The sequence below is a fragment of the Alistipes shahii WAL 8301 genome, assembly GCF_025145845.1.
Lineage (GTDB): Bacteria > Bacteroidota > Bacteroidia > Bacteroidales > Rikenellaceae > Alistipes > Alistipes shahii.
Genome location: NZ_CP102253.1, coordinates 1,429,603 through 1,452,185, shown reverse-complemented (window position 1 = coordinate 1,452,185; position 22,583 = coordinate 1,429,603). Strand labels below are relative to the sequence as shown.

20 protein-coding genes, 1 tRNA gene and 1 pseudogene are annotated in these 22,583 nt (G+C 53.2%); 15 read left to right on the top strand and 7 right to left on the bottom strand.

All coding sequences use genetic code 11. The features are described from left to right. Genes rfbC through NQ492_RS06240 form a run of 5 tightly spaced genes read left to right on the top strand, consistent with a single transcriptional unit; the run spans position 1 to position 4,413 of the window. Positions 1 to 582 carry a dTDP-4-dehydrorhamnose 3,5-epimerase gene (rfbC, locus tag NQ492_RS06260; RefSeq protein WP_083810214.1) on the top strand — a complete coding sequence of 194 codons (582 nt, stop codon included), beginning with the start codon at positions 1 to 3 and terminating at the stop codon, positions 580 to 582. 17 nt (positions 583 to 599) lie between these two features. Continuing rightward, positions 600 to 1,505 (top strand): glucose-1-phosphate thymidylyltransferase RfbA, encoded by a 906-nt coding sequence (gene rfbA, locus NQ492_RS06255; protein WP_015547115.1) that lies wholly within the window; start codon positions 600 to 602, stop codon positions 1,503 to 1,505. A gap of 17 nt (positions 1,506 to 1,522) precedes the next feature. Further along, positions 1,523 to 2,422 carry a dTDP-4-dehydrorhamnose reductase gene (gene rfbD / locus NQ492_RS06250; protein WP_083810215.1) on the top strand — a complete coding sequence of 300 codons (900 nt, stop codon included), beginning with the start codon at positions 1,523 to 1,525 and terminating at the stop codon, positions 2,420 to 2,422. Next, the gene (gene rfbB / locus NQ492_RS06245; RefSeq protein ID WP_044054350.1) at positions 2,419 to 3,549 is read left to right on the top strand and encodes a dTDP-glucose 4,6-dehydratase; all 1,131 of its coding nucleotides are present in this window, start codon (positions 2,419 to 2,421) and stop codon (positions 3,547 to 3,549) included. The genes rfbD and rfbB overlap by 4 nt, the downstream gene beginning before the upstream one ends. Positions 3,550 to 3,603: 54 nt before the next feature. Continuing rightward, positions 3,604 to 4,413, top strand: a complete 810-nt coding sequence (locus NQ492_RS06240; RefSeq protein ID WP_083810216.1) for a glycosyltransferase family 2 protein — start codon at positions 3,604 to 3,606, stop codon at positions 4,411 to 4,413. A 219-nt stretch (positions 4,414 to 4,632) separates the two neighbouring features. Here NQ492_RS06240 and NQ492_RS06235 read toward each other — a convergent pair. Then, positions 4,633 to 5,795: pseudogene (locus NQ492_RS06235) on the bottom strand (IS256 family transposase). A gap of 1,569 nt (positions 5,796 to 7,364) precedes the next feature. Here NQ492_RS06235 and NQ492_RS06230 point away from each other — a divergent pair. Next, positions 7,365 to 7,655: a helix-turn-helix domain-containing protein gene (locus tag NQ492_RS06230; RefSeq protein WP_015547120.1), complete on the top strand. Its 291-nt coding sequence runs from the start codon at positions 7,365 to 7,367 to the stop codon at positions 7,653 to 7,655. Positions 7,656 to 7,733: 78 nt separating this feature from the next. Continuing rightward, positions 7,734 to 7,961, top strand: a complete 228-nt coding sequence (locus tag NQ492_RS06225; RefSeq protein ID WP_157359521.1) for a helix-turn-helix domain-containing protein — start codon at positions 7,734 to 7,736, stop codon at positions 7,959 to 7,961. 86 nt (positions 7,962 to 8,047) lie between these two features. Here the strand turns inward: NQ492_RS06225 and NQ492_RS06220 are convergent, their stop codons facing one another. Both NQ492_RS06220 and NQ492_RS06215 read right to left on the bottom strand, forming a co-directional pair. Then, entirely contained in the window at positions 8,048 to 9,043 is a 996-nt protein-coding gene (locus NQ492_RS06220; RefSeq protein WP_259873960.1) for a BACON domain-containing protein, read from the bottom strand. Between the two features lie 45 nt (positions 9,044 to 9,088). Then, positions 9,089 to 10,258, bottom strand: coding sequence for a BACON domain-containing protein (locus NQ492_RS06215; RefSeq protein ID WP_259873958.1), 1,170 nt, complete (start codon positions 10,256 to 10,258; stop codon positions 9,089 to 9,091). A 98-nt stretch (positions 10,259 to 10,356) separates the two neighbouring features. On the opposite strand from NQ492_RS06215, the gene NQ492_RS06210 reads away from it, so the two are divergent. Together NQ492_RS06210 and NQ492_RS06205 are read left to right on the top strand one after the other, a co-directional pair. Continuing rightward, the gene (locus NQ492_RS06210) at positions 10,357 to 10,839 is read left to right on the top strand and encodes a hypothetical protein (RefSeq protein ID WP_259873956.1); all 483 of its coding nucleotides are present in this window, start codon (positions 10,357 to 10,359) and stop codon (positions 10,837 to 10,839) included. Further along, a complete protein-coding gene (locus NQ492_RS06205; protein ID WP_014774758.1) occupies positions 10,836 to 11,726 on the top strand; it encodes an IS3 family transposase in 891 nt (296 codons plus the stop codon). The genes NQ492_RS06210 and NQ492_RS06205 overlap by 4 nt, the downstream gene beginning before the upstream one ends. Before the next feature lie 27 nt (positions 11,727 to 11,753). On the opposite strand, the gene NQ492_RS06200 is transcribed toward NQ492_RS06205, so the two are convergent. From NQ492_RS06200 to NQ492_RS06185, 4 genes are all read right to left on the bottom strand, one after another. Then, on the bottom strand, positions 11,754 to 12,998 hold the full coding sequence (locus NQ492_RS06200; RefSeq protein ID WP_259873954.1) for a leucine-rich repeat domain-containing protein: 1,245 nt from the start codon (positions 12,996 to 12,998) through the stop codon (positions 11,754 to 11,756). A gap of 539 nt (positions 12,999 to 13,537) precedes the next feature. Beyond that, complete coding sequence (locus tag NQ492_RS06195; RefSeq protein WP_050794816.1) at positions 13,538 to 13,888, bottom strand: hypothetical protein; 351 nt, start codon at positions 13,886 to 13,888, stop codon at positions 13,538 to 13,540. An 11-nt stretch (positions 13,889 to 13,899) separates the two neighbouring features. Continuing rightward, positions 13,900 to 15,117 carry a site-specific integrase gene (locus tag NQ492_RS06190; protein ID WP_044054777.1) on the bottom strand — a complete coding sequence of 406 codons (1,218 nt, stop codon included), beginning with the start codon at positions 15,115 to 15,117 and terminating at the stop codon, positions 13,900 to 13,902. Between the two features lie 245 nt (positions 15,118 to 15,362). After that, positions 15,363 to 15,449, bottom strand: a tRNA-Ser gene (locus tag NQ492_RS06185). Between the two features lie 384 nt (positions 15,450 to 15,833). Between NQ492_RS06185 and NQ492_RS06180 the strand changes: the two genes are divergently transcribed. The 6 genes from NQ492_RS06180 (at position 15,834) to NQ492_RS06155 (ending at position 22,551) form a co-directional block, all read left to right on the top strand. Then, positions 15,834 to 16,988 carry a hypothetical protein gene (locus tag NQ492_RS06180; protein ID WP_015547123.1) on the top strand — a complete coding sequence of 385 codons (1,155 nt, stop codon included), beginning with the start codon at positions 15,834 to 15,836 and terminating at the stop codon, positions 16,986 to 16,988. Positions 16,989 to 17,017: 29 nt separating this feature from the next. Next, positions 17,018 to 18,703: an OmpP1/FadL family transporter gene (locus NQ492_RS06175; RefSeq protein WP_015547124.1), complete on the top strand. Its 1,686-nt coding sequence runs from the start codon at positions 17,018 to 17,020 to the stop codon at positions 18,701 to 18,703. A 140-nt stretch (positions 18,704 to 18,843) separates the two neighbouring features. Continuing rightward, on the top strand, positions 18,844 to 20,328 hold the full coding sequence (gene proS, locus NQ492_RS06170) for a proline--tRNA ligase (RefSeq protein WP_015547125.1): 1,485 nt from the start codon (positions 18,844 to 18,846) through the stop codon (positions 20,326 to 20,328). Positions 20,329 to 20,534: 206 nt separating this feature from the next. After that, a complete protein-coding gene (locus NQ492_RS06165; protein WP_015547126.1) occupies positions 20,535 to 21,434 on the top strand; it encodes a cation diffusion facilitator family transporter in 900 nt (299 codons plus the stop codon). A 319-nt stretch (positions 21,435 to 21,753) separates the two neighbouring features. Beyond that, positions 21,754 to 22,338: an RNA polymerase sigma factor gene (locus NQ492_RS06160; protein ID WP_044054352.1), complete on the top strand. Its 585-nt coding sequence runs from the start codon at positions 21,754 to 21,756 to the stop codon at positions 22,336 to 22,338. Positions 22,339 to 22,401: 63 nt separating this feature from the next. Continuing rightward, entirely contained in the window at positions 22,402 to 22,551 is a 150-nt protein-coding gene (locus NQ492_RS06155) for a hypothetical protein (RefSeq protein WP_015547127.1), read from the top strand. The last annotated feature ends 32 nt before the right edge of the window (positions 22,552 to 22,583 follow it).

Sequence of the window (22,583 nt, the reverse complement as noted above, 5' to 3'; positions counted from 1 at the left end):
ATGAAAGTTATTAAGACTTCTTTGGATGGAGTTGTTATTATTGAGCCTCATGTCTTTTTAGATTCGAGGGGGTATTTTTTTGAAAGTTTTTCTCTTCGCGAGTTCGAAGAAAAAGTGCAGAAGATAAATTTTGTACAAGATAATGAAAGTATGTCCTCATATGGGGTAATGAGGGGACTGCATTTCCAAAAACCTCCTTTTACACAAAGTAAATTAGTGCGTTGTGTTAAAGGAGCTGTTTTGGATGTTGCTGTGGATATTCGTCGAGGAAGTCCTACATATGGCGAACATGTTGCCGTAGAACTTACCGAAAAAAATCACCGGCAGTTGTTTATCCCGCGTGGATTTGCGCATGGTTTTGCTGTTTTGAGTGATGTCGCAATATTTCAATATAAATGTGACAACTTTTATGCTCCTCAAGCAGATGGGGGAATTTCAATTAAGGACGATTCTTTGGGAATTGATTGGATTATTCCTATTCAAAATGCCGTTCTTAGTGAGAAAGATACCAAACATCCGTTATTGAAGGATTTTACTTCTCCATTTTCTATAGACCAAGATCTTTATCCTGAACTTAAATAAGAAATTCGATTAAGGCCATGAAGGGTATTGTATTAGCTGGAGGTTCGGGGACGCGCTTGTATCCCATAACAAAAGGTGTCAGTAAGCAACTTATGCCAGTTTATGACAAACCAATGATTTATTATCCGATATCAGTACTTATGTTGGCTGATATTCGAGATATTCTAATCATCTCTACTCCTGCCGATCTCCCGGGATTTAAAAGATTGTTGGGGGATGGCAGTGACTATGGTCTGCATTTCGAATATGCGGAACAACCCAAACCCGATGGATTGGCCCAAGCCTTTACTATAGGGGCTGATTTTATAGGAACAGATGATGTTTGTTTGGTTTTAGGCGACAATATCTTTCATGGCGCAGGTTTTACCGGGTTGTTGCGAAATGCTGTAGATGCTGTTGAGATTGAGCGCAAAGCTGCTGTTTTTGGCTATTGGGTTTGTGATCCGGAACGATATGGTGTTGCCGAATTTGACAATCATGGCAATTGTTTGTCAATTGAAGAGAAACCGGTACATCCCAAGAGTCATTATGCTGTAGTTGGTTTATATTTTTATCCTAATAGGGTTATTGATATTGCTCGTCATATTCAGCCAAGTGCCCGTGGTGAATATGAGATAACAACGGTAAATCAAAAATTCCTGGAGAATAATGAATTGAAAGTGCTAACTCTTGGTCGGGGGTTTGCTTGGTTGGATACAGGAACTCATGATTCATTGTCAGAGGCTAGTACTTATATTGAGGTTTTGGAGAAACGCCAGGGCCTGAAAGTCGGGTGTTTGGAAGGCATCGCATTTCGTAAGGGTTGGATTACGGAAGATCAAATGCGAAATCTTGCGAAACCGATGATTAAAAATCAATATGGCCAATATCTATTGCGAGTTATAGATGAAGTAAAACAGACAGGAAAATCAAATCTTGAATAGATATAAATATACAGACTATGACGATATTGGTAACAGGAGCGAATGGGCAACTGGGTAGTGAACTGAGGATAGTCTCTAGAGATTCTAGAGATCGATATATATTTACGGATATCAATCAAGTCGAAGGACAAGAGACTATATTTCTTGATATTACGGATTTGGCGGCAGTCCGAACCATTGTGAAAGAACAGGAGGTACAATGTATTGTCAACTGTGCAGCCTATACCAATGTTGATGCAGCTGAAAGTAATTCGGTCTTAGCTGAACGGTTGAACGCCGATGCTCCGAAGAATCTGGCTGTTGCGATGCTTGAAGTCGGAGGTCTTTTGATGCACATCTCTACGGATTACGTTTTTGGGAAAGAGCCCTACAATAAGCCGTGTAGGGAGGATCAGACCGGAACCCCAACTGGGGTATATGGAACTACTAAATTGCGTGGAGAACAATATATTATAAACAGTGGCTGTCAATATGTCATTATTAGAACAGCGTGGTTGTACAGTGAATTCGGAAAGAATTTCTGTAAAACCATGTTGAATCTGACGGCGACACATCCTCAAATAAAAGTTGTTTTTGATCAAGTAGGAACTCCAACCTATGCATTGGATCTAGCAAATGTAATTTATAGGATTGTTGCTAATCGATTATATGTGAAAAACTGCGGGGTTTATCATTATTCAAATGAGGGCGTATGTTCTTGGTTTGATTTTGCTAAAATGATTGCAGAATATAGCCAACAGAATTTATGTGATATTCAACCTTGTCATAGTGAAGAATTCCCTTCGCCTGTGGTTCGTCCAGCATATTCGGTTCTTGATAAAACAAAAATTAAACAAACATTTGGTATAACAATTCCATATTGGACGGAGTCTCTTTGTCTATGCATCCATAATTTAAAGAAAGATATAATCTTATGAAGAATATTGTTATAACCGGAGGCGCCGGATTTATTGGCTCTCATGTCGTGCGATTATTTGTAAACAAGTATCCGGAGTACCATATTATTAATCTGGATAAGCTAACTTATGCTGGGAATCTAGCCAATTTGAAGGATGTGGAGAATAAACCCAATTATGAGTTTATTCGGATGGATATTTGTGATTTTGAGAATGTTTATAAACTTTTCCAGGATAAGCATATCGATGGTATCATCCATCTTGCAGCAGAAAGTCACGTGGATAGGAGTATTAAAGACCCGTTTACCTTTGCTCAAACTAATGTTTTAGGTACGTTGTCTTTACTTCAAGCAGCAAAACTTTATTGGGAGTCTCTACCTAAGCGATATGAAAATAAACGGTTTTATCATATTTCTACCGATGAAGTATATGGAGCTCTTCAGATAACAGATCCATTGGGTATAGAATCACCGTTTACTACTAAAGCGTCTTCAGAGCATCACCAAGCGTATGGTCATGAGTTTTTTGTGGAGACAAGTAAGTATAATCCACATAGCCCATATTCTGCAAGCAAGGCAAGTTCAGACCATTTTGTAAGAGCTTATCATGATACATATGGAATGCCTACTATTGTGACAAATTGTTCTAATAATTATGGGCCATATCAATTCCCTGAAAAATTAATTCCTCTGTTTATTAACAACATTCGTCATCGAAAGCCTCTGCCGGTTTACGGGAAAGGTGAGAATGTGAGAGATTGGCTTTATGTGGAGGACCACGCAAGGGCAATTGATGTTATTTTTCATCATGGCCATATTGCTGATACCTATAATATTGGAGGATTTAATGAATGGAAAAACATCGATATCATAAAAGTGCTAATCAAAACAGTTGATCGTTTGTTAGGACGTCCGGAAGGCGCTGACCTGGATTTAATAACTTATGTGACGGATAGACCAGGTCATGATGCACGCTATGCCATTGACTCGCGCAAACTTCAAGATGAGTTAGGTTGGGAACCATCCTTGCAATTTGAAGAGGGTATTGAAAAAACCGTACAATGGTACCTTCATAATCAAGAATGGATGGATTATATTACATCCGGTGAATATGAACGATATTATGAGGATATGTATAGTAAGAGGTGACTATTATTTCTTTTAGGCTATCTAGATTTCTATTAGGAAATTACTTTTGAGTTTATGAAAATATCTGTTGTAGTGGTAGAGTATCACTCTCTTGAAGAGTTGAAAAAATGTACAGAAACGATTCAAACAGCTTTTTCTTGGGAAGTGGAAATTATAGCCTCGTCTAATTCTTGTTATCCGCCGACTGAACAAGAGCGAATAAAAAAAGAGTATAATCAATTTGTTTGGAGTTTTAATGATCGGAATGGAGGTTTTGCCTATGCAATGAATCAAGGCCTTAAGATTGCTACAGGGGATTATCTTATTATTGCGAATCCGGATTGTGTCTTTTTGGAGAAGATGGACAAAATGGTGACATTTATAGATTCTCACCCTGAGGTTGGTGCTATTGCTCCTCAAATTGTTGATTCTGATGGGGTATTGCAAGATACATGCCGAAGTTATGTAAGTGTTCAGTCTTTTATCTGGAGACAAATACGTAGAATTGTTACCCATCGGGAGTGTATTCTTGAAAGATCTTTTGATTATAATAAGGTTCAAACGGTTGATTGGGTTATAGGAGCATTTATTATGGTGCGACGCAATGTGTATGAATCTACATGTGGTTTATCTGAAGATTATTTTATGTATTCAGAAGATCAAGACTGGTGCACGCGTATCCGTTTGGCGGGATGGGAGATTGTATATTATCCTAAAGTAAAGATTCAGTATAAAGGTACGCGAAGTGCTAGAACGAATAGGTTTTCTGCAAAAGTTTTCTTAAAGAGTGCCAATATTTTTTGGCGGAAATATGGATATTTTAGAGGGTATCCTCAGCGAAAGAAAATTATATATGAAGATATAGAGGAGGGTTGCTTCGTGTAAATGCCGCCTCGTTTGAACAGAAAGGGCCGGTTTCGAACCTCGGAACCGACCTATTTTTGTTCTCAAACGGGTTGTCTTTGGCGCTCGATGCTGGGTAGTGTTTCAAAAAGTGTGTCTGTGCAGACGTCTTCAGATTCCTCAGATATGCAAAAATATAGTGATTCTTGGTTTCAGCACAACACGCCGCGGCGTGTTGTGCTTATTTTTGTGTTATAGTCTTCACTCGGGGAATAAATCCCGATCCAGGTCGATTCGCGGCACCGGCCTCAGGTAGGATTTCTTATCCATGGCCGTTTTGCCCATCAGCAGCAGAACCGACTCCTCGTTGGGCATGGCTCCCTGCATCCTTGTAACCCGTCGAAAATCCTTCTGCAGACGCTCGATCCAGTTCGTTGTGTAGATCATCGACTGAATCTTTGCCTCGTAATTCAGATAGGTGAAGTAGACCTTGTAGGCCGGATCCTCGCCACGTCGTCGAAAACTGCGATAATCCTGCCCCCATTTCTCACAAAGTGTCTGCCACTGTTTCCAGGCACTCTCCACCGTATAGCTGCGATCCCCCGTACGGAAGACCTGCCGCAGATCCTCGGCCAGCTCTCCTTTGTCGCCGTTACGCACGCAGCTCAGCAGATTGCGTTTCAGGTGCGTCGTACAGCGTTGCAGCGGGGTTCCGGGAAAGACCGCACTGATGACATCCTCCAGGCTCTTCAGCCCGTCGGCACAGACAAGGCCGATCTTCCGAATGCCTCGTTCCTGCAGCTCTGTGAGCATCTCGCCCCAGCCCAGGGCGCTCTCCGTGGGCTTATTGAAGATCCTCAGCACTTCACGCCGCTTGTCTTCACGCACGGCAAGTACCACATAAAAAGCTTCTGTTTCTACGCTCCGCTTGCGGTGGATCTTCATGTGCACGCAATCGATGAAGACGATTGGGTAATAAGCCTCCAGAGAGCGCGTGAGCCATTGCGAAACATCTTCTCGAAGGTAGTCCAGCATCCGCGAAATACTCGCCTTGCTGTAGTGCTCGCCATAGATATCCTGGAATACCTCGCCGACCTGTTCCTGCGTAAGACCTTTCGTATACAGCATTCCGGCAAGGCGTTCGCATTCATCCTCCTGATGGCGAAGGATCGCCAGAATCCGGGGATGAAAATACCCGTAGCGATTACTCGGAATCCGGAAAGTCAGCGTACGTTCATGACCGCAACTATGTTCCGGCCGGCTCCGTTGCATTTGTTTCCTGACGCGGAGTTTTCCCGGGGATATTCCCGATGCTCCGAGACCATCATACTCTCCAACAAGATCTCCAACAGATCCTGAAGACCATTTTCCCGCTCCGAATGTTTGCATATTAATTCGGAAAGTTGTTCCTTTGTCAACATCATAAGTCTACTCCTTTTTTAGTTTTTGTTGGTTCCCTATACAAATCTAAAAAATCTGTAGACTTTTTTATTTTACCTTCCTTCAGACACACTTTTGGGAACAGTATCGTCTGGGCAGGCGAAATACGTGGTTGAAACCTCTTTTTGATGAGCCGGTAAACACGTATTATTGCCCCTAATTTTATGTAGCCGGATCATCAAAAGCGCTCTGAATTGACAAAACTAAACTGCAAATCGAGCATTTATTCGCGAAAAATTGAATCGAATCAAGCCTTTTTACGGGGTAAATCCAAGCAGGATTTGCTCCGTTTTTGTGTGCGGTAATGTGCAAAAACAGAGCTTTGCGGAGCCAATTTCGAGTGAAAATGACGAGGATCCTATGGTCTCCAAGAAATCGGTTTCGGCACACGGGGTGCCCGGTAAAAAACGACGACTTCGGAGGAGTTTTCAACCCCCTTGCGGGCAAGCTGTTTTCTGTTACGAAACCTATTTCGCGTAACTGAAAACACAGCTTGCTGAGTCCCGAACATATAATGCTCCGGGGACTCAAAAACGGGTCGAATATCACGTCCCGTTCCCGCTTGTTCGCCGGCCAATCTGAAGAGGCGAACCATCCGTTCCCGAAACCGACTTCGGGAACAAAACCGGTCAAAATGGAAGGGCCCGAAAGGCTCGCCCTTCCAAAAAGTGACTGACTGATTGACGTCAGTACTGACTGACTTCAGTGCTGATTGAATGACTGAATTCAGTACTGACTTCAGTACTGACTGACGTCCGGAAGTCTTGACGACATGACGTCGAGAAGTCTTGACGCCCAGAATTCATGGTCTTCTGATTCCCAGTTGTGCTGTTTTGTTGTTTTGTCGTTGTACAGTTGTGTTGTTTTATTGTTTTGCTGTTTTGTTGATGTCAGTATGGATGGGCCGATGGAGATCCCGATGCCGGGTGGAAGGTCGGAGGTTTTCCGGGCCCGTGGATGCGAAGCCGAACGCCTCCCCGAGGAGCACACTCTTCCGAGGTGGGTGGTGCCGATCGGGTAGGGGAGGGCTACCCGCACCGCGGAGGAGGTCCCTCGTGAGCGGAATTTCGGTGCCGTAACGGAGCCGGTGCGGATGGTATCCGGGTTCGGACGTCAGCTTCCACCGCGGAGCCCGGCCCGGGACGGATTTTTGACGCCGATACGCTCGCCCGCTGCCGCTGAAACCTCGAACAGCACTGGCGCGTCGAGGAAGATCGGCGGCAAAACCGCCTGCGGCTCGATGTGCCCCGGCCCGACGGCTCTGCGGTACCTTTGCGGCCGAAACGGATGCCATCCGCCCGGGCGGCACTCCCGGGACGGCGCGGAATCCCGGGACACCCCGCCTGCATTCCGCTCCAATGCCGATCCCCCGGCGTGCCGCCTGAACCCCCGGACGGCACGCCTGAATCCCGCTCTTTGGGAGGCGTCGCACCCCCGAAACCGACGCCAACCGGTGCCACACCGACGCCAACCACTGCCATAGCGCACCGATGGCGGATCAATCGGTCCGGGATGCCCTATCTTCGCTCCCGAAACCCTAAACGCGCAAGATTATGGAGTACATGATGGTTGAAAAACGGAGTTACGACCGCCTGGTCGCGCGCATCGAGGCGCTGGCACGGCGGGTGTCGGAGCTGTGCCGGCGTCAGGACAAGACGCTGCAGCACTGGCTCGACAACGAGGAGGTGTGCCTCCTGCTGAACATTCAGAAACGGACCTTGCAGCGTTACCGCGAACGGGGCCTGATTCCCTGCACGCAGATCCGCCACAAGGTCTACTACAAAACCGCGGATGTCGAACGGCTGCTGGCCTCGGCGGCCTACCGCTGTCGGCGCCAGTCGTAAAACGGGACGGTTATGGACAAGCAATCGGTTTTTCAAACGGACGAACGTCCGGAGTCGCTGCTCCGGACGCTGGAGCAGATGGAACAGGATCTGGACCGCTGCATCGGGGCGCTCCGTCCGACGCTGGGCGGCGAACGCTACCTGACGGACCGCGAGTTGTCGGAACGGCTGAAGATCAGCCGCCGGACGCTGCAGGAGTATCGCTCCTCGGGCGAGATCCCCTATTACTGCGTCTGCGGCAAGGTGCTCTACCGCGAGTCGGATATCGAACGGGTGCTGGAAGAGCACTATTTCGCCTTACCATGATGGCGGGGCCTTGTCGGCAAACGAAAGACGGCCCGGAGTGCTCCGGACCGTCTTTGGCGCGTCGCCCAGTAGAAAGCAGGGCGGAGCTACTCCGCCTTTCGGAAGTCGATGGTGATGGTCTTGCCGTCGTACGTCCACTGTCCCTGGTAAATTTCCAAATTGTCCGGTTTCGTATCGTTGTCGAACCAGGCCGTGATCGGGAATTTCGACTCTCTGTCGCCGGGATTGTTTTCGCAGGACAACCACGTCAGCGCCGTGTTCGCACTGACATCCAGCGTCGTCAACGAATTGGAGGAGCAGTCCAACCACGTCAGCGCCGTGTTTTTGCTGATATCCAGCGTCTCCAACGAATTGTAGGAGCGGGACAACCACGTCAGCGCCATATTCGCACTGACATCCAGCGACGTCAACTGATTGCCGTAGCAGTACAACTCTGTCAGCGCCGTGTTCGCGCTTATATCCAGCGTCGTCAACTGATTGTAGTAGCAGGACAACTGCGTCAGCGACTCGAAATACTCGATTCCTTGCAGGGATGTCAGGGTGCCGGGGTTTTCATAAGTTCCCGAAACATCCAGTTCGGTCATTGTGGCGATCTTTTCCATATCCTCCGGCGTGATATTCTCCGCGTCGGCAATAATACCCTGTTTCTGCAACTCCTTCGCAAAGTCCGGGTCGAACAGGGTGGTGAAATCCGTGTCGTCGGATGCCGCTGCCTGGGTGACGGTCAGCCGCACGCTCTGCTCCCCGCAGGCCAGATCGGCGTAAGCCGTGCGGGCCGATGTCCGGTAATTGCGGGTGGCCGACAGTTCGACGGTCTGTTCGCCGGCCGTACCGCTCGCGGGCGTGACGGTCAGCCAGTCGGCGGCGGATTCGGCATCGTCGTACACGACCGAGAGGGCCCAGCCGGCCGCGGCGGTAAACGCGACCGTTGCGGTCCGATTTTCGACGGCGTCAAGCGCATATTCGGTCTTCTCGATGGTCAGGGTCCCGGGAAGGGGATTGCCGCCATTATCCTTCTTGCAGCCGGCGAAGGCAAGGGCGGCAGCAAGTGCCAGCAGGTAAAATGATTTCAGGTTTTTCATGGCGTATGATTCATGATCGGTTAAAATTCGGTTTCTGGGGTGAGGTTATTCCGCCTTCCGGAAGTCGATGGTGGTATCCCGATTATTGTATACCCACGATAAGTAGTTGATCGACAAACTCTCCGGACGCGTCTCGTTGTCGAACCAGGCCGTGATCGGGAATGTCGAAAGTCCGTTGCCGGGATTCCTTTCACACCGCAAGTAGTTCAATGCCCGGTTTTTGCTGATATCCAACCCTGTCAACAGATTGTCAAAGCAATGCAGCTCCTGCAATGCCGTGCAATGGCTGATATCCAGCGACGTCATGCCATTGTCGCAGCAGTCCAATTTCTGCAGCTCCGGACATTGGCCGAGGTCCAGCGTCGCCAACTGATTGTCGCGGCAGTTCAGTTCTTTCAGGGCTGTACAGCCGCTGATATTCAACGACGTCAACCTGCTTTTTTTGCAGCTCAGAATTTCCAAAGCCGTGCACCCTCCGGCATCCAACGACGTCAATCTGTCCCCTTCGCAGTCCAATGTCCGCAACGCTGTGCAGCCGCTGACATTCAACTTCGTAAATTCTGTTCTTAAACAGTATAGTAGTGTCAGTGTTGAACAGCCGCTGACATCCAGTGAGGTCCAAGCCGTTTCTTGGAAACCCAGATGTTTCAGCGATTTGAAAAACTCGATACCCCGCAGGTCGGTCAGAGATTCGGAACTGCTGTGGCCACTCCCAATTTCCAGTTCGGTGACGCTGGCAATCGTTTCCATGTCTTGCCGCGTGATCTTTCCCACATCGGAAATAATGTCTTCCTGTTCCAGAAAATCCGCGAAGACCGGGTCGAAGAGCGAGGTGAAATCCGCATCGGCGGATGCCCCTGTCTGGGTAACGGTTATCTGCACGGTCTGCGCTCCGCAGGCGATGTCCACATAAGCCGTGCGGGACTCCTCCGTGATTCGGGGAGCGGCGGTCAGTGTGACGCTCTTGGAGCCTGCCGTGCCGATTGCGGGCGTGACGGTCAGCCAGTCCGAGTCTTCGCCGGTGACGGAGAGTGTCCAGGCGGCCGTGGCCGTGAAGGAGAGGGTCGTAGAACGGTTGTCGATGGCGTCGAGCGTATACTCAGTTTGTTCGATGGTCAGAGGCTGCGGGGTGTCAGATCCTTCATCCTTGCTGCAGGCGGCAAGGGAAAGGAGGGTTGAAAGTGTCAGCAGGTAAAACGTTTTCAGGGTTTTCATCGCGTTTGTGTTTGTTATCGGTTAGGAACAAGGGTTAGGGAGGCTATTCCGTCTTTCGGAAATCGATGGCGATCGTTTTGTCGTCATAGGTCCACTCCATGGGCAATATTCTGAGATTCGCCGGTATGTCCCGTCCTGAAAAAGGTTTACAGAAAAGAGTAAATCTTATGCAGCAAACAACGAATTCAGACTTATCACGTCATTATTTACCGCGTCAGTTGCGTCATCTGATTTTACAGGAGTATTTGAGCGGAGTCAAGACGGCTCGCCAACTCTCCGAAGAACATGGTATTCCCATGTCTACGATTCATAAGATGGGTCAGCGCTGGAAAGCGAAAAATAGTTGTAGCTTTGTGAGTACCCCTAATCCTTATCCGATCATGTCCCGCGTTACTAGTGAAGAAGCCAGTGAATTATTATCCGAGAACAAAGCCCTTCGGCGGCGCTTGGAAGAGGCTTTATTACGTCTGGAAGGCTATGAGATCATGGGAGATATCCTTCAGGAAGAATACGGTATCGACCTATTAAAAAAATCCGCAGCCGGACAGTCCAGCGTCTCAAAGAAAGACACACAGCAATGAGCCTGTCGTTTCTGTGCGGGTTGTTCGGCTATACCCGTCAGGCCTATTATAAACATTTACGGCGTAATAGGGAAGGATCCTTGTCCGACACCCTTCTTTTGGAGCGGGTGGGTTACTACCGGAAACTGATGCCCAGGCTCGGCGGTCGTAAACTGTGGCATTTGCTGCAACAAGACGGATTTCCGGTCAGCCGGGATCGGTTATTTACGCTGCTTTCGGAAAACAATCTTCTGGTCAAACGTCGGAAGAAATACAGCGTTACGACCTGCTCGCGGCACTGGATGCGTAAATATCCGAATCTGATCCGGGGTTTCGACCTCGAGCGGCCGCATCGTTTATGGGTCGGAGATATTACGTACATTTCTTTGAAAGAAGGATTTGCATATCTGGCTTTGATAACGGATGCCTATTCCAAACGGATCGTAGGCTATGATCTGAATACGACATTGGAACGGGACGGAGCGCTCCGTGCACTGAGGATGGCCATAGACCAGACTCCGCAGCAAAAACGGCAAGGGTTAATCCATCATTCGGACAGAGGATGCCAATATTGTTCGAAAGAATATGTGAAATTGCTGACCGATAATGGGATTCGCATCAGCATGACTGAAAAGGGCGATCCGTATGAGAATGCCGTTGCCGAACGGGTGAACGGTATTCTGAAGAGCGAATGGATCGACGAGGAATGTTTTGAAAGTTTTCAGGCAGCAAAAGAACGCATCGACCAGATCGTTATCCTTTACAATTCACTCAGACCTCATGCCAGCTGCGATTGGCTTACGCCCTTGGAAGCGGAACTTAGAACCGGGAAACTCAAACATCATTGGGGCCGAAAGACGGTTGTTCGGAAGGCATATGTAAACTTATATCAGGACAATATTTTTTGAACCAAAATGTTTATCTTTAATTATCAATCACTGTAAACCTTTTTCAGGACGGGACAGTATGTTCGAGTTGTCGAACCAGGCTGTGATCGGGAAGGTTGAAACTCCGTCGCCGGGATTGTTCTCGCACATCAATGTCCGCAACTTCGTACAAGTGCTGATATCCAGCGACGGCAGCTGATTGCTGTCGCTGGCCAGCCCCATCAGCGACGTACAATTGCTGAGATTCAGTGTCGTTAACTGATTGTTGTAGCAACTCAGGATGATCAATGATGTGCAACCGCTGAAATCCAACTCCGTCAACTGGTTGTCGGTGCAGTCCACTTCTGTCAGCGACGTACAGCCGCTGAGACTCAGCGCCGTTAACCCGTTTTTATTGCAAGATAGGTGCTGCAGCGGCGAGCTGCCGCTGAGCTTCAGCGACGTCAACCCGTTCTCATTGCAGTCCAGGTACTGCAGCGACGAGCAACCGCTGACATCCAATGACGTTAATTGGGCCCTGTAGGCCATTATCTCCTGCAACGACGTACAGCCGGAGACATTCAGCGATGCCAACTCACTGTTGTAGCAGGTGAGCGTCTTCAATGCCGTACATCCGCTGACATCCAGCGAGGTGATCGGATCCGAGCTGCAATGCAACTCGATCAGTGTCGGATTATTGCGGATAACCAGCTCGGTCAGGTCCGTATCGGAGCAATCCAGTTTTCGCAGCGACTCGAAATACTCGATCCCTTGCAGGGAGGTCAAGGGTTCGGTATACTCGCTCAAATCGTCCAACTTGATCACATTGGCCAGATATTCCATATCTTGTCGCGAGATCTTTCCCGCATCGTAGATATGGCCCATCTCCTGCAATCCGCGGGCGAACGACGGGGCGAACCGGTCGGTGAAATCCGAGATGTCGGTCATGTGCTGGGTGACGGTTACCGGCGCGGGTTGCTTGCCGCAGGAGATTTCGAGACGGACTATGCGTTCCGCCTCGCTGAAATTCCTTCGGGCCGCCAGTTCGACGGTCTGGCTGCCGGCCGTGCCGCTTGCGGGCGTGACGGTCAGCCAATCCGCGTCTTCGCCGGTGACGGTGAGCGTCCAGTCGGCCGAAGCGGAGAAGGTGAGGGTTGCAGAGCGGTTGTCCAGGGCATCGAGCGTGTACTCGGTCTGTTCGATGACGAGTCCGGTATCCGCGGGGCTCGGATTGGGATCGGGGGTTGAGTCGTCGTTGCTGCAGGCGGCAAGGGCAACGGCGGCAGCGAGTGTCAGCAGGTAAAATGATTTCATAGGTATACTTAATTCTATATTGAGTTTGTATGTGCGGTTTTTGTCTTCGGTATGGGCGGCTCATTGCCATTGCCGGGCTCCAGACAGACCGGTTGGAAAGGGTTTCTGCTCCTGTGTGGTATATGGGGTGTTGGAAATTTTTGTCCGAGGCAGTGCGTCCGAAGGTGCATGGACAGACTAAAGGTAGGTGAAAAAATCGAGAAATCCGAGGCTCCGAACACCCCGATGTGCTGAATTTGTCAGAATCGCACATTTTTGTCGAATGGGCATTTTCTGCAATTGTCGAATGAGCATATTTTTGTCGTTTGGGCATATTTCAAAATGCGCCGCCGACCGCCTCCGGCGCGGGAAAACCCCTTGATCCCGACGCAAGGGAGCGGGCCCCGATCCTCGGTGCGGGCATCCCCGCCGCCGGGTGCCCGGCCAAACAAAACGGACGCCGCCTCCGCAACGGGAGACAGCGTCCGCTGGTATGCATAGAGACTCCTCGGGAGGGGCGCCGGCTCCGGATTCCGGACCCTCCGTCGTGGCGCCACCGGTCAGCAGACCGGCTCCTCGCCGGCGATTGCCACGAGCCGGATCTCGGGCCCGGCGGGTCGGAGCAGCCAGCGGCGGAAGGCCTCGCTTTCGAGGCTCCGCAGCCGGAAGGCCAGCGCCGCGATCATCTCCAGACTATACAACTCCACGCCGTGAACGATCCGCAGCGTGCGGCCCCTGCGCAGTGCCTCCGAGCGGTAGATCGCCCGGATATTGGCCCGCACGGCCGCCTCGAAGATCCCGAACAGCCGGGCTATTTCCAACTGCGTGAGCCACACCTCGCCCCCGGCCGTGCGGCGGACCGTGACCTGCTCCCCGTCGATCGTAATCGACCCCGTGAAAACGCTCTCCATCGCCGTCGGCATTACAGGTCGGCGGGCAGGGCGTTCATCTCGCGCAGAATGGTCTGGTCGAGCACCTTGGCGTAGTGACGCGTCATCTTCGTGTCGGAGTGGCCGAGCATCTTGGCGACGCTCTCGATCGAGACGCCGTTGGCCAGCGTGTAGGTGGCGAAGAAGTGCCTTGCGCAATGGGTCGTCAGCTGTTTGCGGATGCCGCAGATGTCGGCCAGCTCCTTCAGGTAGGCGTTCATCTTCTGGTTGCTCGACACGGGCAGCAGCACGTTGTGCGCCACGCACTCGGGATCCGTGCGGTAGCGCTGCAGAATCCGCGCGGGGATCTCCAGCAGCGGGATGTTGCACATGTTGCCGGTCTTCTGGCGCGGCTTGCGGATCCAGCGGTGGCCCTGCATGTCGGTGACGATGTGCTCGGGTGCGAGCTGCTTGATGTCCGAGAAGGCGAGCCCCGTGAAGCAGCAGAAGATGAAGAGGTCGCGCGTCTGGGCCAGCCGCGGGATGTCGATCTCCTTGTGCATCAGCCGCTCGATCTCCGCCTTTTCGGGCATCTCGCGCTTGACGGGCTGCAGCGAGAAGCGGATCTCGGCGAAGGGGTCGCGCTGCATCCACTCGCGGGCCAGCGCAATGCGGGTGATCTTCTTGAAGTTCTTGAGGTACTTCGTCGCCGTGTTGTGGCAGCAGCCGCGGTGGGTCTTCAGGTAGAACTCGAACTCCTCGACGAAACGGCGGTCGACCTCGTCCAGATAGAGGTCGTCGCGGTGGTAGGTGTGGCGCATGAACTCCTGCGTGAGCTTCATGCAGGTCTCGTAGCGCTCGGCGGTGGCAGCGGCCAGATCGATGCCCACCAGCTGGTGGCATTTGTCGTTGTGCTCGCGGAAGAGCTCGAAGAGCGTGTGGCGGTTCGAGGTCTTGCGGCCGAGGTAGAGGTCCAGCACCTGCTGGGCCGTGAAGGGCTGCTCGTCCATCTCCAGGTCGCGGTGGATGCGGATGATGCGGGCCCGTACGGTGTCGATGTAGAGGTTGATGGCCTTGCCGAGCGTGGTGCGGGGCGAGGCCTGGCCGCGGATGGCGTCCCACTGATCGGGGAGGATGCTCTTGCGGATGGTGGTGTCGGCGCGCTGGCCGTTGACCGTGATGCGGACGCACACGGGGACCTCCCCGTGCTTGTTGGGTCTCGTCCGACGCACGTAGAACGAGATCCGAAAAGTACTTTTTTGTCGATTCATATACTCCATGTGTTAACGGGTTGTAAATTTACGCCACCGTGTGCAATTTTGGAGTATGCAAAACGCAGCGAATCAGCGAATAAGAACCTTTCTGCGGTGGCAGAATCCGGGGCGGATGGTCATGCCACCGAATTGCCTGCCGAAGAGCTTCCGCAAGGGGGTGTATTTGTCCGACCCTGAAAAACAAAAATCCCTGTAAGTGAGCTACTTACAGGGATTATGGGTTTTTTGTCAAACCCCCTTTGCGGAGAGAGAGGGATTCGAACCCCCGGTACAGTTGCCCGTACACCGCATTTCGAGTGCGGCCCGATCGACCACTCCGGCACCTCTCCTTTTCGGTCGCGGGAGGAGGGCTTGCCCCGTTCTCCCGATCCAAAACCGTTGTTTTGGGACTGCAAATATAGGCATATTTTTTATTTTCGCACATTTTCGTGCGGAAAAAATCACATTTGGTTGAAAAAACGCCTCCGGAGGCCCTGTTTCTGCCGCTTTTCCGGAATTATTCGTATCTTTGACTTCGTCAGAAGATACGCCCGCGCGGCAAAATGCAGGCAAGTTTGCTTTTGCTTTCGCCGGTTCGTATCTTTGCAAACGGACGGACCCGCTTCGCGCATGCAGTATTTTCCGTGCGCGGCCGTTTATAAAGAAGAACGATACTAAAATCGGTACGGTTTTCGTTTGGTACCTGAAGAACTAACGCAAACATTACGTGCGCTATGAAAAAGTTGAAAATTTTATTCGGAACCGTCATCCTGTCCGCAGGCCTCGCAAGCTGCTCGTCGGCTTACTACGCCTCGGCGGGGTATGCTTCCGACGATCTCTACGCCGTGCATGACCGCGCGGAGATCTCCCGCAGGAAGCAGGCCGAGGCCGAGGCGCAGCGCGCTGCCGCCGAAGCCCGCAGGGCCGAATGGGAGGCGCGGATCGCCGAGGCGAAGGCCGCTGCCGCGGAGAATAGCTATTACGAATACCGCTCTGCGGACGCAAATCCTTACGAGAGCGTGTTGGCCGACGACTATGAAAGCGCTTACGCGCGTCGCCTGCGCGGATTCGAGTCGCCGACCTACAAGATGCCGTCGAGCTACATCAATGCCCGCTACGGTTCGGCCTTCAACTACGTGTCGGCCTACGACCCGGCGTTTTACAACATCGTGGTCATGGGCGACCAGGTGTGGGTGGAACCCAAGTACATCACCTCGATGTTCGGATCGTGGGGCACGGTGATCTACTCCGATCCGTGGTACTACGGGTGGAACAGGCCCTGGGGCCCGAGCTTCTCGTTCGGCAGCTGGGGCTGGAGCTTCGGGTGGAACTCGTGGCACAATCCCTGGTACGGACCCGGTTGGGGACCGTGGTACAGTTCGTGGTACGACCCCTGGTACGGACCGGGCTGGGGCTGGGGGCCCGGATGGCACGGGCATCATCATGTTCCCGGATGGGGGCCGGGCTGGCACGGACGGCCTTATCAGTCGAACATCGTGCGCCGGCCCAATCCCTACACGTCGCCTTCGGGAACCCGCTACGGCGTGGGATCGTATTCCGGTTCGAAATCGACCGGGTCGATGCGCGGCGGCAGCAGCGGCGGCCGGAACACCTTCGGCGTGCGCGACAACAGCGGCGGGCGGAACTCGTCCGGAGGACGCTATAATTCGGGCAGCTCGTCGCGCGGAGGCAGCCGGTACAACGATAACGGCTACCGCAACTCCGGCGGCAACACCTACGACCGGGGCAACAGCTATAACCGCGGCAGTTCGTCGTCCTACAACCGCGGCAGTTCGCCTTCGTCGGGCGGCAGTTACGGCGGAGGTTCGCGCGGCGGGTCGGGTACGACCTCTTCGGGAGGCAGCTACCGGAACTCCGGCGGACGTTAACGGTTGACTTTCTTAATGTGCAAACGACTATGAAACGACTGATAATCACGCTTGCGGCAGCCGCGACGGCGGCCGGGGCTTCGGCTCAGCAATGGGGCGGACTTCTGATGGACAAGGACCTGCTGATGCCGACCGATATGATCGAACTCTCGCAGACGCAGTTCAACTTCGGCACGGCGCGCGCCATGGCCATGGCGGGGGCTTTCACCTCGCTGGGCGCCGACCTCTCGTCGATGTCGATCAACCCGGCGGGTCTGGGCATGTACCGCCACGGCGACATTTCGATCACGCCGATGATGTCCTTCGCGCGCAGCAAGGGCAACGCCCCGGAGTACGGGTGCAATTCGCGCGACCGCTTTTCGATGGCCAACATCGGTGTCGTGATCAACGCTTACGAGGGTTCGCGCTCGCTCATCAGCCTCAATGTCGGCTTCGGCTACAACCGCATCGCCGATTTCAACTACGACTATGGGTTCGTGCGGCAGAACCAGGGCGGCACGATCGGCGACGCCTATGCGCGTCAGCTGAACTGGGATGGAGTCTCGAAAAACAAATTTTATACGAACGGCGGTTCGGGCGACTGGGTTTGGCCGAACGATCCCCAGTATTGGAATGCGATGCTGGCTTACCGCGGGTTTCTGATCGACCAGACCGATCCCGACGATCCCGGGACGTGGAAACCGACATGGGTCGGGAACAATGCGGGCGTCGACCACTACACGATGCTGCGGAGCAAAGGCTCGATCGGCGAGTATGTGCTGTCGGTGGGCGCCAATATCAACAATAAAATCTACATCGGTGCGTCGCTGGGCATCCAGAGCGTCTACCAGCGCAAGTACATCGACTATGTCGAGGAGTATTTCTACGATGCGCCGAGCCAGAACACGCCCGATTTCGGAAATTCCGGGCTGGACTATCAGCTGCTGCGCTGGAAACTCAACCAGAGCGTGATCGTGGACGGCACGGGCGTCAACTTCAAGGCGGGCATCGTCTATCGTCCGACGGCGAACTTGCGTCTCGGCGCGGCGATCCACACTCCGACCTACTATTCGCTCGACCGGAAATTCCAGAGCGCGGCGGCCGGACTGGCCTATGCCAACAACGATACCGATCCGAACGTGACGCCCGACAAGAATGGATACATTTCCACGGCGAACGATCCCAACATGACCTCGCCGCTGCTGGTCGACGACGGCCCCAACGGCTGGTCGTTCGTCTCGCCGACGCGGCTGATGTTCGGCGCGTCGTACACGTTCGGCGAGCGGGGCGTGATTTCGGTCGACTACGAGCGCGACTGGTACAACGGAATCCGCATCAAGGACAACCCCTCGGGGCTGGATTCGCAGTCGTGGTACAACGATTCGTTCCGCCAGAATTTCAAGGCTTCGAACATCGTGCGTGTGGGCGCCGAGTTCAAACCCCTGCCGGTGCTGTCGCTGCGTGCGGGCTTCGGTTACAGCGGTTCGATGGTCCGGGACGATGAGTTTCCGCCGGCATCGCCCGTCATCAAGCAGACGACCTATTACGGCGCAGGCGTGGGATTCGTCCTGTCCCGGGGCGTGCTGCTCGACCTGGCCTATCAGTACGTGTCGTCGAAACTGTCGGACTACTACCTGTTCTATGCCGAGGACAAGGTCGGGTACACCGAGAGCGCCCTCTATTCGACCGACATCAACCGTCACAACGTGGCGCTGACGCTCGGATTCCGCTTCTGATCTGTCGGCGATTTTCAGAAAAGCTCTCTGCAAAGGGAGCTTTTTTCAGATGGTATCCATAATTCTTGATTTTAATTCTTAATTTTTAATTAAAATCTTTAATTTTGCCGGATAAAACGCAAAATTAAAGATTTAGAGATATGGCAAAGGAACTGAAAGATCTCACGAAGTCCGACGAGAACTACTCGCAGTGGTATAACGACCTGGTCGTGAAGGCGGGACTTGCGGAGAACTCCGCCGTCCGCGGATGTATGGTCATCAAACCCTACGGCTACGCCATCTGGGAGAAGATGCAGGCTGCGCTGGACAAGATGTTCAAGGATACGGGACACCAGAACGCCTATTTCCCGCTCTTCATCCCCAAATCCTTCTTCTCGAAGGAGGCCCACCATGTCGAGGGATTTGCCAAGGAGTGCGCCGTGGTGACGCACTACCGTCTGAAGAACGATCCCGAGGGCAAGGGCGTCGTGGTCGATCCCGACGCCAAGCTCGAAGAGGAGCTGATCGTGCGCCCGACGTCGGAGACGATCATCTGGAACACCTATAAGAACTGGATTCAGTCCTACCGCGACCTGCCGATCCTCTGCAACCAGTGGGCCAACGTCGTGCGCTGGGAGATGCGCACGCGCCTGTTCCTGCGTACGGCCGAGTTCCTGTGGCAGGAGGGCCACACGGCGCACGCCACGCGCGAGGAGGCTGTCGAGGAGGCCGAAAAGATGATCCGCGTTTACCGGAAATTCGCCGAGGAGTGGATGTCGCTGCCCGTGGTCGTGGGCCACAAGTCGCCCAACGAGCGTTTCGCGGGCGCCGAGGACACGCTCACCATCGAGGCGCTGATGCAGGACGGCAAGGCGCTGCAAAGCGGTACGTCGCACTTCCTGGGCCAGAACTTCGCCAAGGCGTTCGACGTGCAGTACGTCAACAAGGAGGGCAAGCTCGAATACGTGTGGGCGACCTCGTGGGGCGTCTCGACCCGTCTGATGGGTGCGCTGATCATGGCCCATTCGGACAACAACGGTCTGGTCCTGCCTCCGAAACTCGCCCCGATCCAGGTGGTGATGGTGCCGATCTACAAGACCCCCGAGCAGCTCGCCGAGATCTGCGCACGCTTCGGGGCGATTGCCGCAGAGCTGCGCGACAAAGGCATCAGCGTGAAGATCGACGACCGGGACAACGTGCGTCCGGGATTCAAGTTCGCCGAGTACGAACTCAAGGGCGTGCCCGTGCGGCTGGCCATGGGCGGACGCGATCTGGAGAACGGCACGATCGAGCTGGTGCGCCGCGACACGCTTGAGAAGCAGACCATTTCGCAGGAGGGGCTTGTGGAACGTATCGAGGGGCTGATGGCCGAGATTCAGGAAAACATCTATAAAAAGGCGCTCGCCTACCGCGAGTCGATGATTACGAAGGTCGACACGTGGGAGGAGTTCAAGCGGGTGCTCGACGAGAAGGGGGGCTTCCTTTCGGCGCACTGGGACGGCACGGTGGAGACCGAGGTGGCGATCAAGGAGGCCACGAAGGCCACGATCCGCTGCATTCCGGTCGATGCAGTCGACGAAGAGGGTGTCTGCGTCTTCTCCGGCAGGCCGTCGCATCGTCGGGTGCTGTTCGCCCGCAGCTATTGATTTTCGATTTTATAGGGCATTTTTGCACTTGCTCTCGTGTGGCGCAAATGGGACGTACCGAAGTACTACCCATCTGCGCCGCACTTCGGTTAAGCGCAAACCTGCTCCTCTGAAATCAAAAATAGCTTGGAGCCGCATTTCGGTTAAATTCAGTTTCGTGATAATCGAAAAAAAAGCGTATTTTTGAATTTCAATCTTTTGAGCCTATGTCCAGCGAAGCGGAAATCCGGAAACGTAAAATCTACCGCGTGACCTTTGTGGGGTTCGTGGTCAACCTGGTGCTGTCTGTGCTGAAACTTGCCGCCGGAATCGTCGGGCGGAGCGGAGCGATGGTGGCCGATGCCGTCCATTCGTTCTCCGACCTGGCGACGGATGTGGTGGTGATCGCCTTCGCGCGGATTTCCGCCAAGCCCCGGGACGACGGCCACGATTACGGCCACGGGAAGTACGAAACCCTCGCCACGATCATCATAAGCCTCGCGCTGGGGATCGTGGGGGCCGGGATTCTCGCCGGCAGCATCCGCGACATCCGCATCGTGGTCGACGGCGGACTGCTGCCCCGGCCGGGGCTGGTGGCCCTCGTGGCGGCTGGGGTGTCGATCGTCGTCAAGGAGATTCTCTACCGCTACACCGTCCGTGAAGGCCGTGCGGTCGACAGCCCGAGCGTCGTGGCCAATGCCTGGCACCACCGCAGCGACGCCCTGTCGTCGCTGGGGACGCTCGTCGGCATCGCCTGCGCCTATTTTCTGGGCCAGAAGTGGCGTATCGCCGACCCCATCGCGGCGCTCGTCGTGGCGGTGTTCATCTTCAAGGTGGCCTTCGATCTGGTCCGCACGGGGCTGAACGAGCTGCTGGAGCGTTCGCTTCCGGCCGATGTGGAGGAGGAGATTCTGCGCATCGTGACGGCCGATCCCGAGGTGTGTCAGCCGCACAACCTGCGGACCCGCCGCATCGGGGCCGCGATTGCCGTCGAAGTGCACGTCCGCATGGACGGGGCGATGACCGTGGCGCGCTCCCACGCCCTGACGGTCGACATCGAACGCCGCCTGCGCGCCCGCTTCGGCGAGGGCACGATGATCGCCATTCATGTGGAGCCGCTGAAATAGCGGGGCGCGGCCGGGCGGAATCTCATCGGCCGCTTTTGCCGGTTCGCCGGAGGCGCGGGCCTTCATTTTGTCCGCATACGGGATGTTTCTGGCACGGATTTTGTTTGTTTTGGGCGGAAAAAATGTGCCGGAATATTGCCGGCGGAGTAGAAAAATTTGGTATTTTCGGAAAAAGTGCTTATCTTGTCAACGTAAAGCCTCCGAAAATTCCGATGTTTTCAAGGCCCGAACAAGGAATTGTAACGACATCAGACAACTAAAAAAGGATCGCCTATCGGGAAAGAAATCTACTCTTAGTAACTAATTAGGAGACAAGAGTATGAACGTGCAAGTATTAAGTGACCAGGTATTGCTTAATCACTACCTTTCAGGTGACCGTAGTGCCATATCCAAACTCATCGAACGCCATAGCCGCAGGGTGAAGGACTACATCCACATGATGGTCAAGGACTGTGATGTGGCCGATGACATTTTCCAGGAGACGTTTATCAAAGCCGTCCGTGTGATCGACGAAGGCCGTTATACCGATAACGGAAAGTTCCTTTCGTGGATTCTGCGCATCGCGCACAACCAGGTGATCGACCACTTCCGCGCACAGCGGCAGAACAAATCCGTGAGCGAGGCCGAAGCCGGCTACGACGTGCTCGGGACGCTGAAGTTGTCCGAGCGTACGGTTGAGGATTCGATGGTCTGCGAGCAGATCGAACGCGACGTGCGCGCGCTGGTCGAACTGCTGCCCTCCGAGCAGCGCGAGGTGGTGATCATGCGTTACTTCTCGGGCTTGAGCTTCAAGGAGATCGCCGAACAGACCGACGTGAGCATCAACACGGCGCTGGGGCGCATGCGCTATGCGCTGATCAACCTGCGGCGGATGATCAAAGAAAAAAATCTGATCTTGAGCTGACCCCGCACAATATTCCCGAATGGGTTGCGTTATATAAATGCAAGCAAGTTAAAACCAAAGCCTATGGAGGATATTGACAAAAACGAGGTTTCAGACAACGGCATCTCCGAGGACGAAGACTTGATGATGCGGGAAGTGATACAAGGTGACGCTGATTTATGTTATCTGCACCACTATCTCTCGGAAGTCTTCCGAAAAGGGGATAATTTTTAAGGGTTAATTTTTGATGGGGAAGGGCGCCGGGA

Excerpts from the sequence above, each read along its gene's own strand:
- NQ492_RS06220 (WP_259873960.1), bottom strand. The coding sequence starts at position 9,043 with ATGAAAAACCTGAAATCATTTTACCTGCTGGCACTTGCTGCCGCCCTT.
- NQ492_RS06180 (WP_015547123.1), top strand. The coding sequence starts at position 15,834 with ATGAAAAAGTTGAAAATTTTATTCGGAACCGTCATCCTGTCCGCAGGC.
- NQ492_RS06205 (WP_014774758.1), top strand. The coding sequence starts at position 10,836 with ATGAGCCTGTCGTTTCTGTGCGGGTTGTTCGGCTATACCCGTCAGGCC.
- NQ492_RS06210 (WP_259873956.1), top strand. The coding sequence starts at position 10,357 with ATGGGCAATATTCTGAGATTCGCCGGTATGTCCCGTCCTGAAAAAGGT.
- NQ492_RS06190 (WP_044054777.1), bottom strand. The coding sequence starts at position 15,117 with ATGAATCGACAAAAAAGTACTTTTCGGATCTCGTTCTACGTGCGTCGG.
- rfbD (WP_083810215.1), top strand. The coding sequence starts at position 1,523 with ATGACGATATTGGTAACAGGAGCGAATGGGCAACTGGGTAGTGAACTG.
- NQ492_RS06240 (WP_083810216.1), top strand. The coding sequence starts at position 3,604 with ATGAAAATATCTGTTGTAGTGGTAGAGTATCACTCTCTTGAAGAGTTG.
- NQ492_RS06230 (WP_015547120.1), top strand. The coding sequence starts at position 7,365 with ATGGAGTACATGATGGTTGAAAAACGGAGTTACGACCGCCTGGTCGCG.
- rfbB (WP_044054350.1), top strand. The coding sequence starts at position 2,419 with ATGAAGAATATTGTTATAACCGGAGGCGCCGGATTTATTGGCTCTCAT.
- NQ492_RS06175 (WP_015547124.1), top strand. The coding sequence starts at position 17,018 with ATGAAACGACTGATAATCACGCTTGCGGCAGCCGCGACGGCGGCCGGG.
- rfbA (WP_015547115.1), top strand. The coding sequence starts at position 600 with ATGAAGGGTATTGTATTAGCTGGAGGTTCGGGGACGCGCTTGTATCCC.
- NQ492_RS06165 (WP_015547126.1), top strand. The coding sequence starts at position 20,535 with ATGTCCAGCGAAGCGGAAATCCGGAAACGTAAAATCTACCGCGTGACC.
- NQ492_RS06160 (WP_044054352.1), top strand. The coding sequence starts at position 21,754 with ATGAACGTGCAAGTATTAAGTGACCAGGTATTGCTTAATCACTACCTT.
- NQ492_RS06200 (WP_259873954.1), bottom strand. The coding sequence starts at position 12,998 with ATGAAATCATTTTACCTGCTGACACTCGCTGCCGCCGTTGCCCTTGCC.
- rfbC (WP_083810214.1), top strand. The coding sequence starts at position 1 with ATGAAAGTTATTAAGACTTCTTTGGATGGAGTTGTTATTATTGAGCCT.
- NQ492_RS06215 (WP_259873958.1), bottom strand. The coding sequence starts at position 10,258 with ATGAAAACCCTGAAAACGTTTTACCTGCTGACACTTTCAACCCTCCTT.
- NQ492_RS06195 (WP_050794816.1), bottom strand. The coding sequence starts at position 13,888 with ATGGAGAGCGTTTTCACGGGGTCGATTACGATCGACGGGGAGCAGGTC.
- proS (WP_015547125.1), top strand. The coding sequence starts at position 18,844 with ATGGCAAAGGAACTGAAAGATCTCACGAAGTCCGACGAGAACTACTCG.
- NQ492_RS06225 (WP_157359521.1), top strand. The coding sequence starts at position 7,734 with ATGGAACAGGATCTGGACCGCTGCATCGGGGCGCTCCGTCCGACGCTG.
- NQ492_RS06155 (WP_015547127.1), top strand. The coding sequence starts at position 22,402 with ATGGAGGATATTGACAAAAACGAGGTTTCAGACAACGGCATCTCCGAG.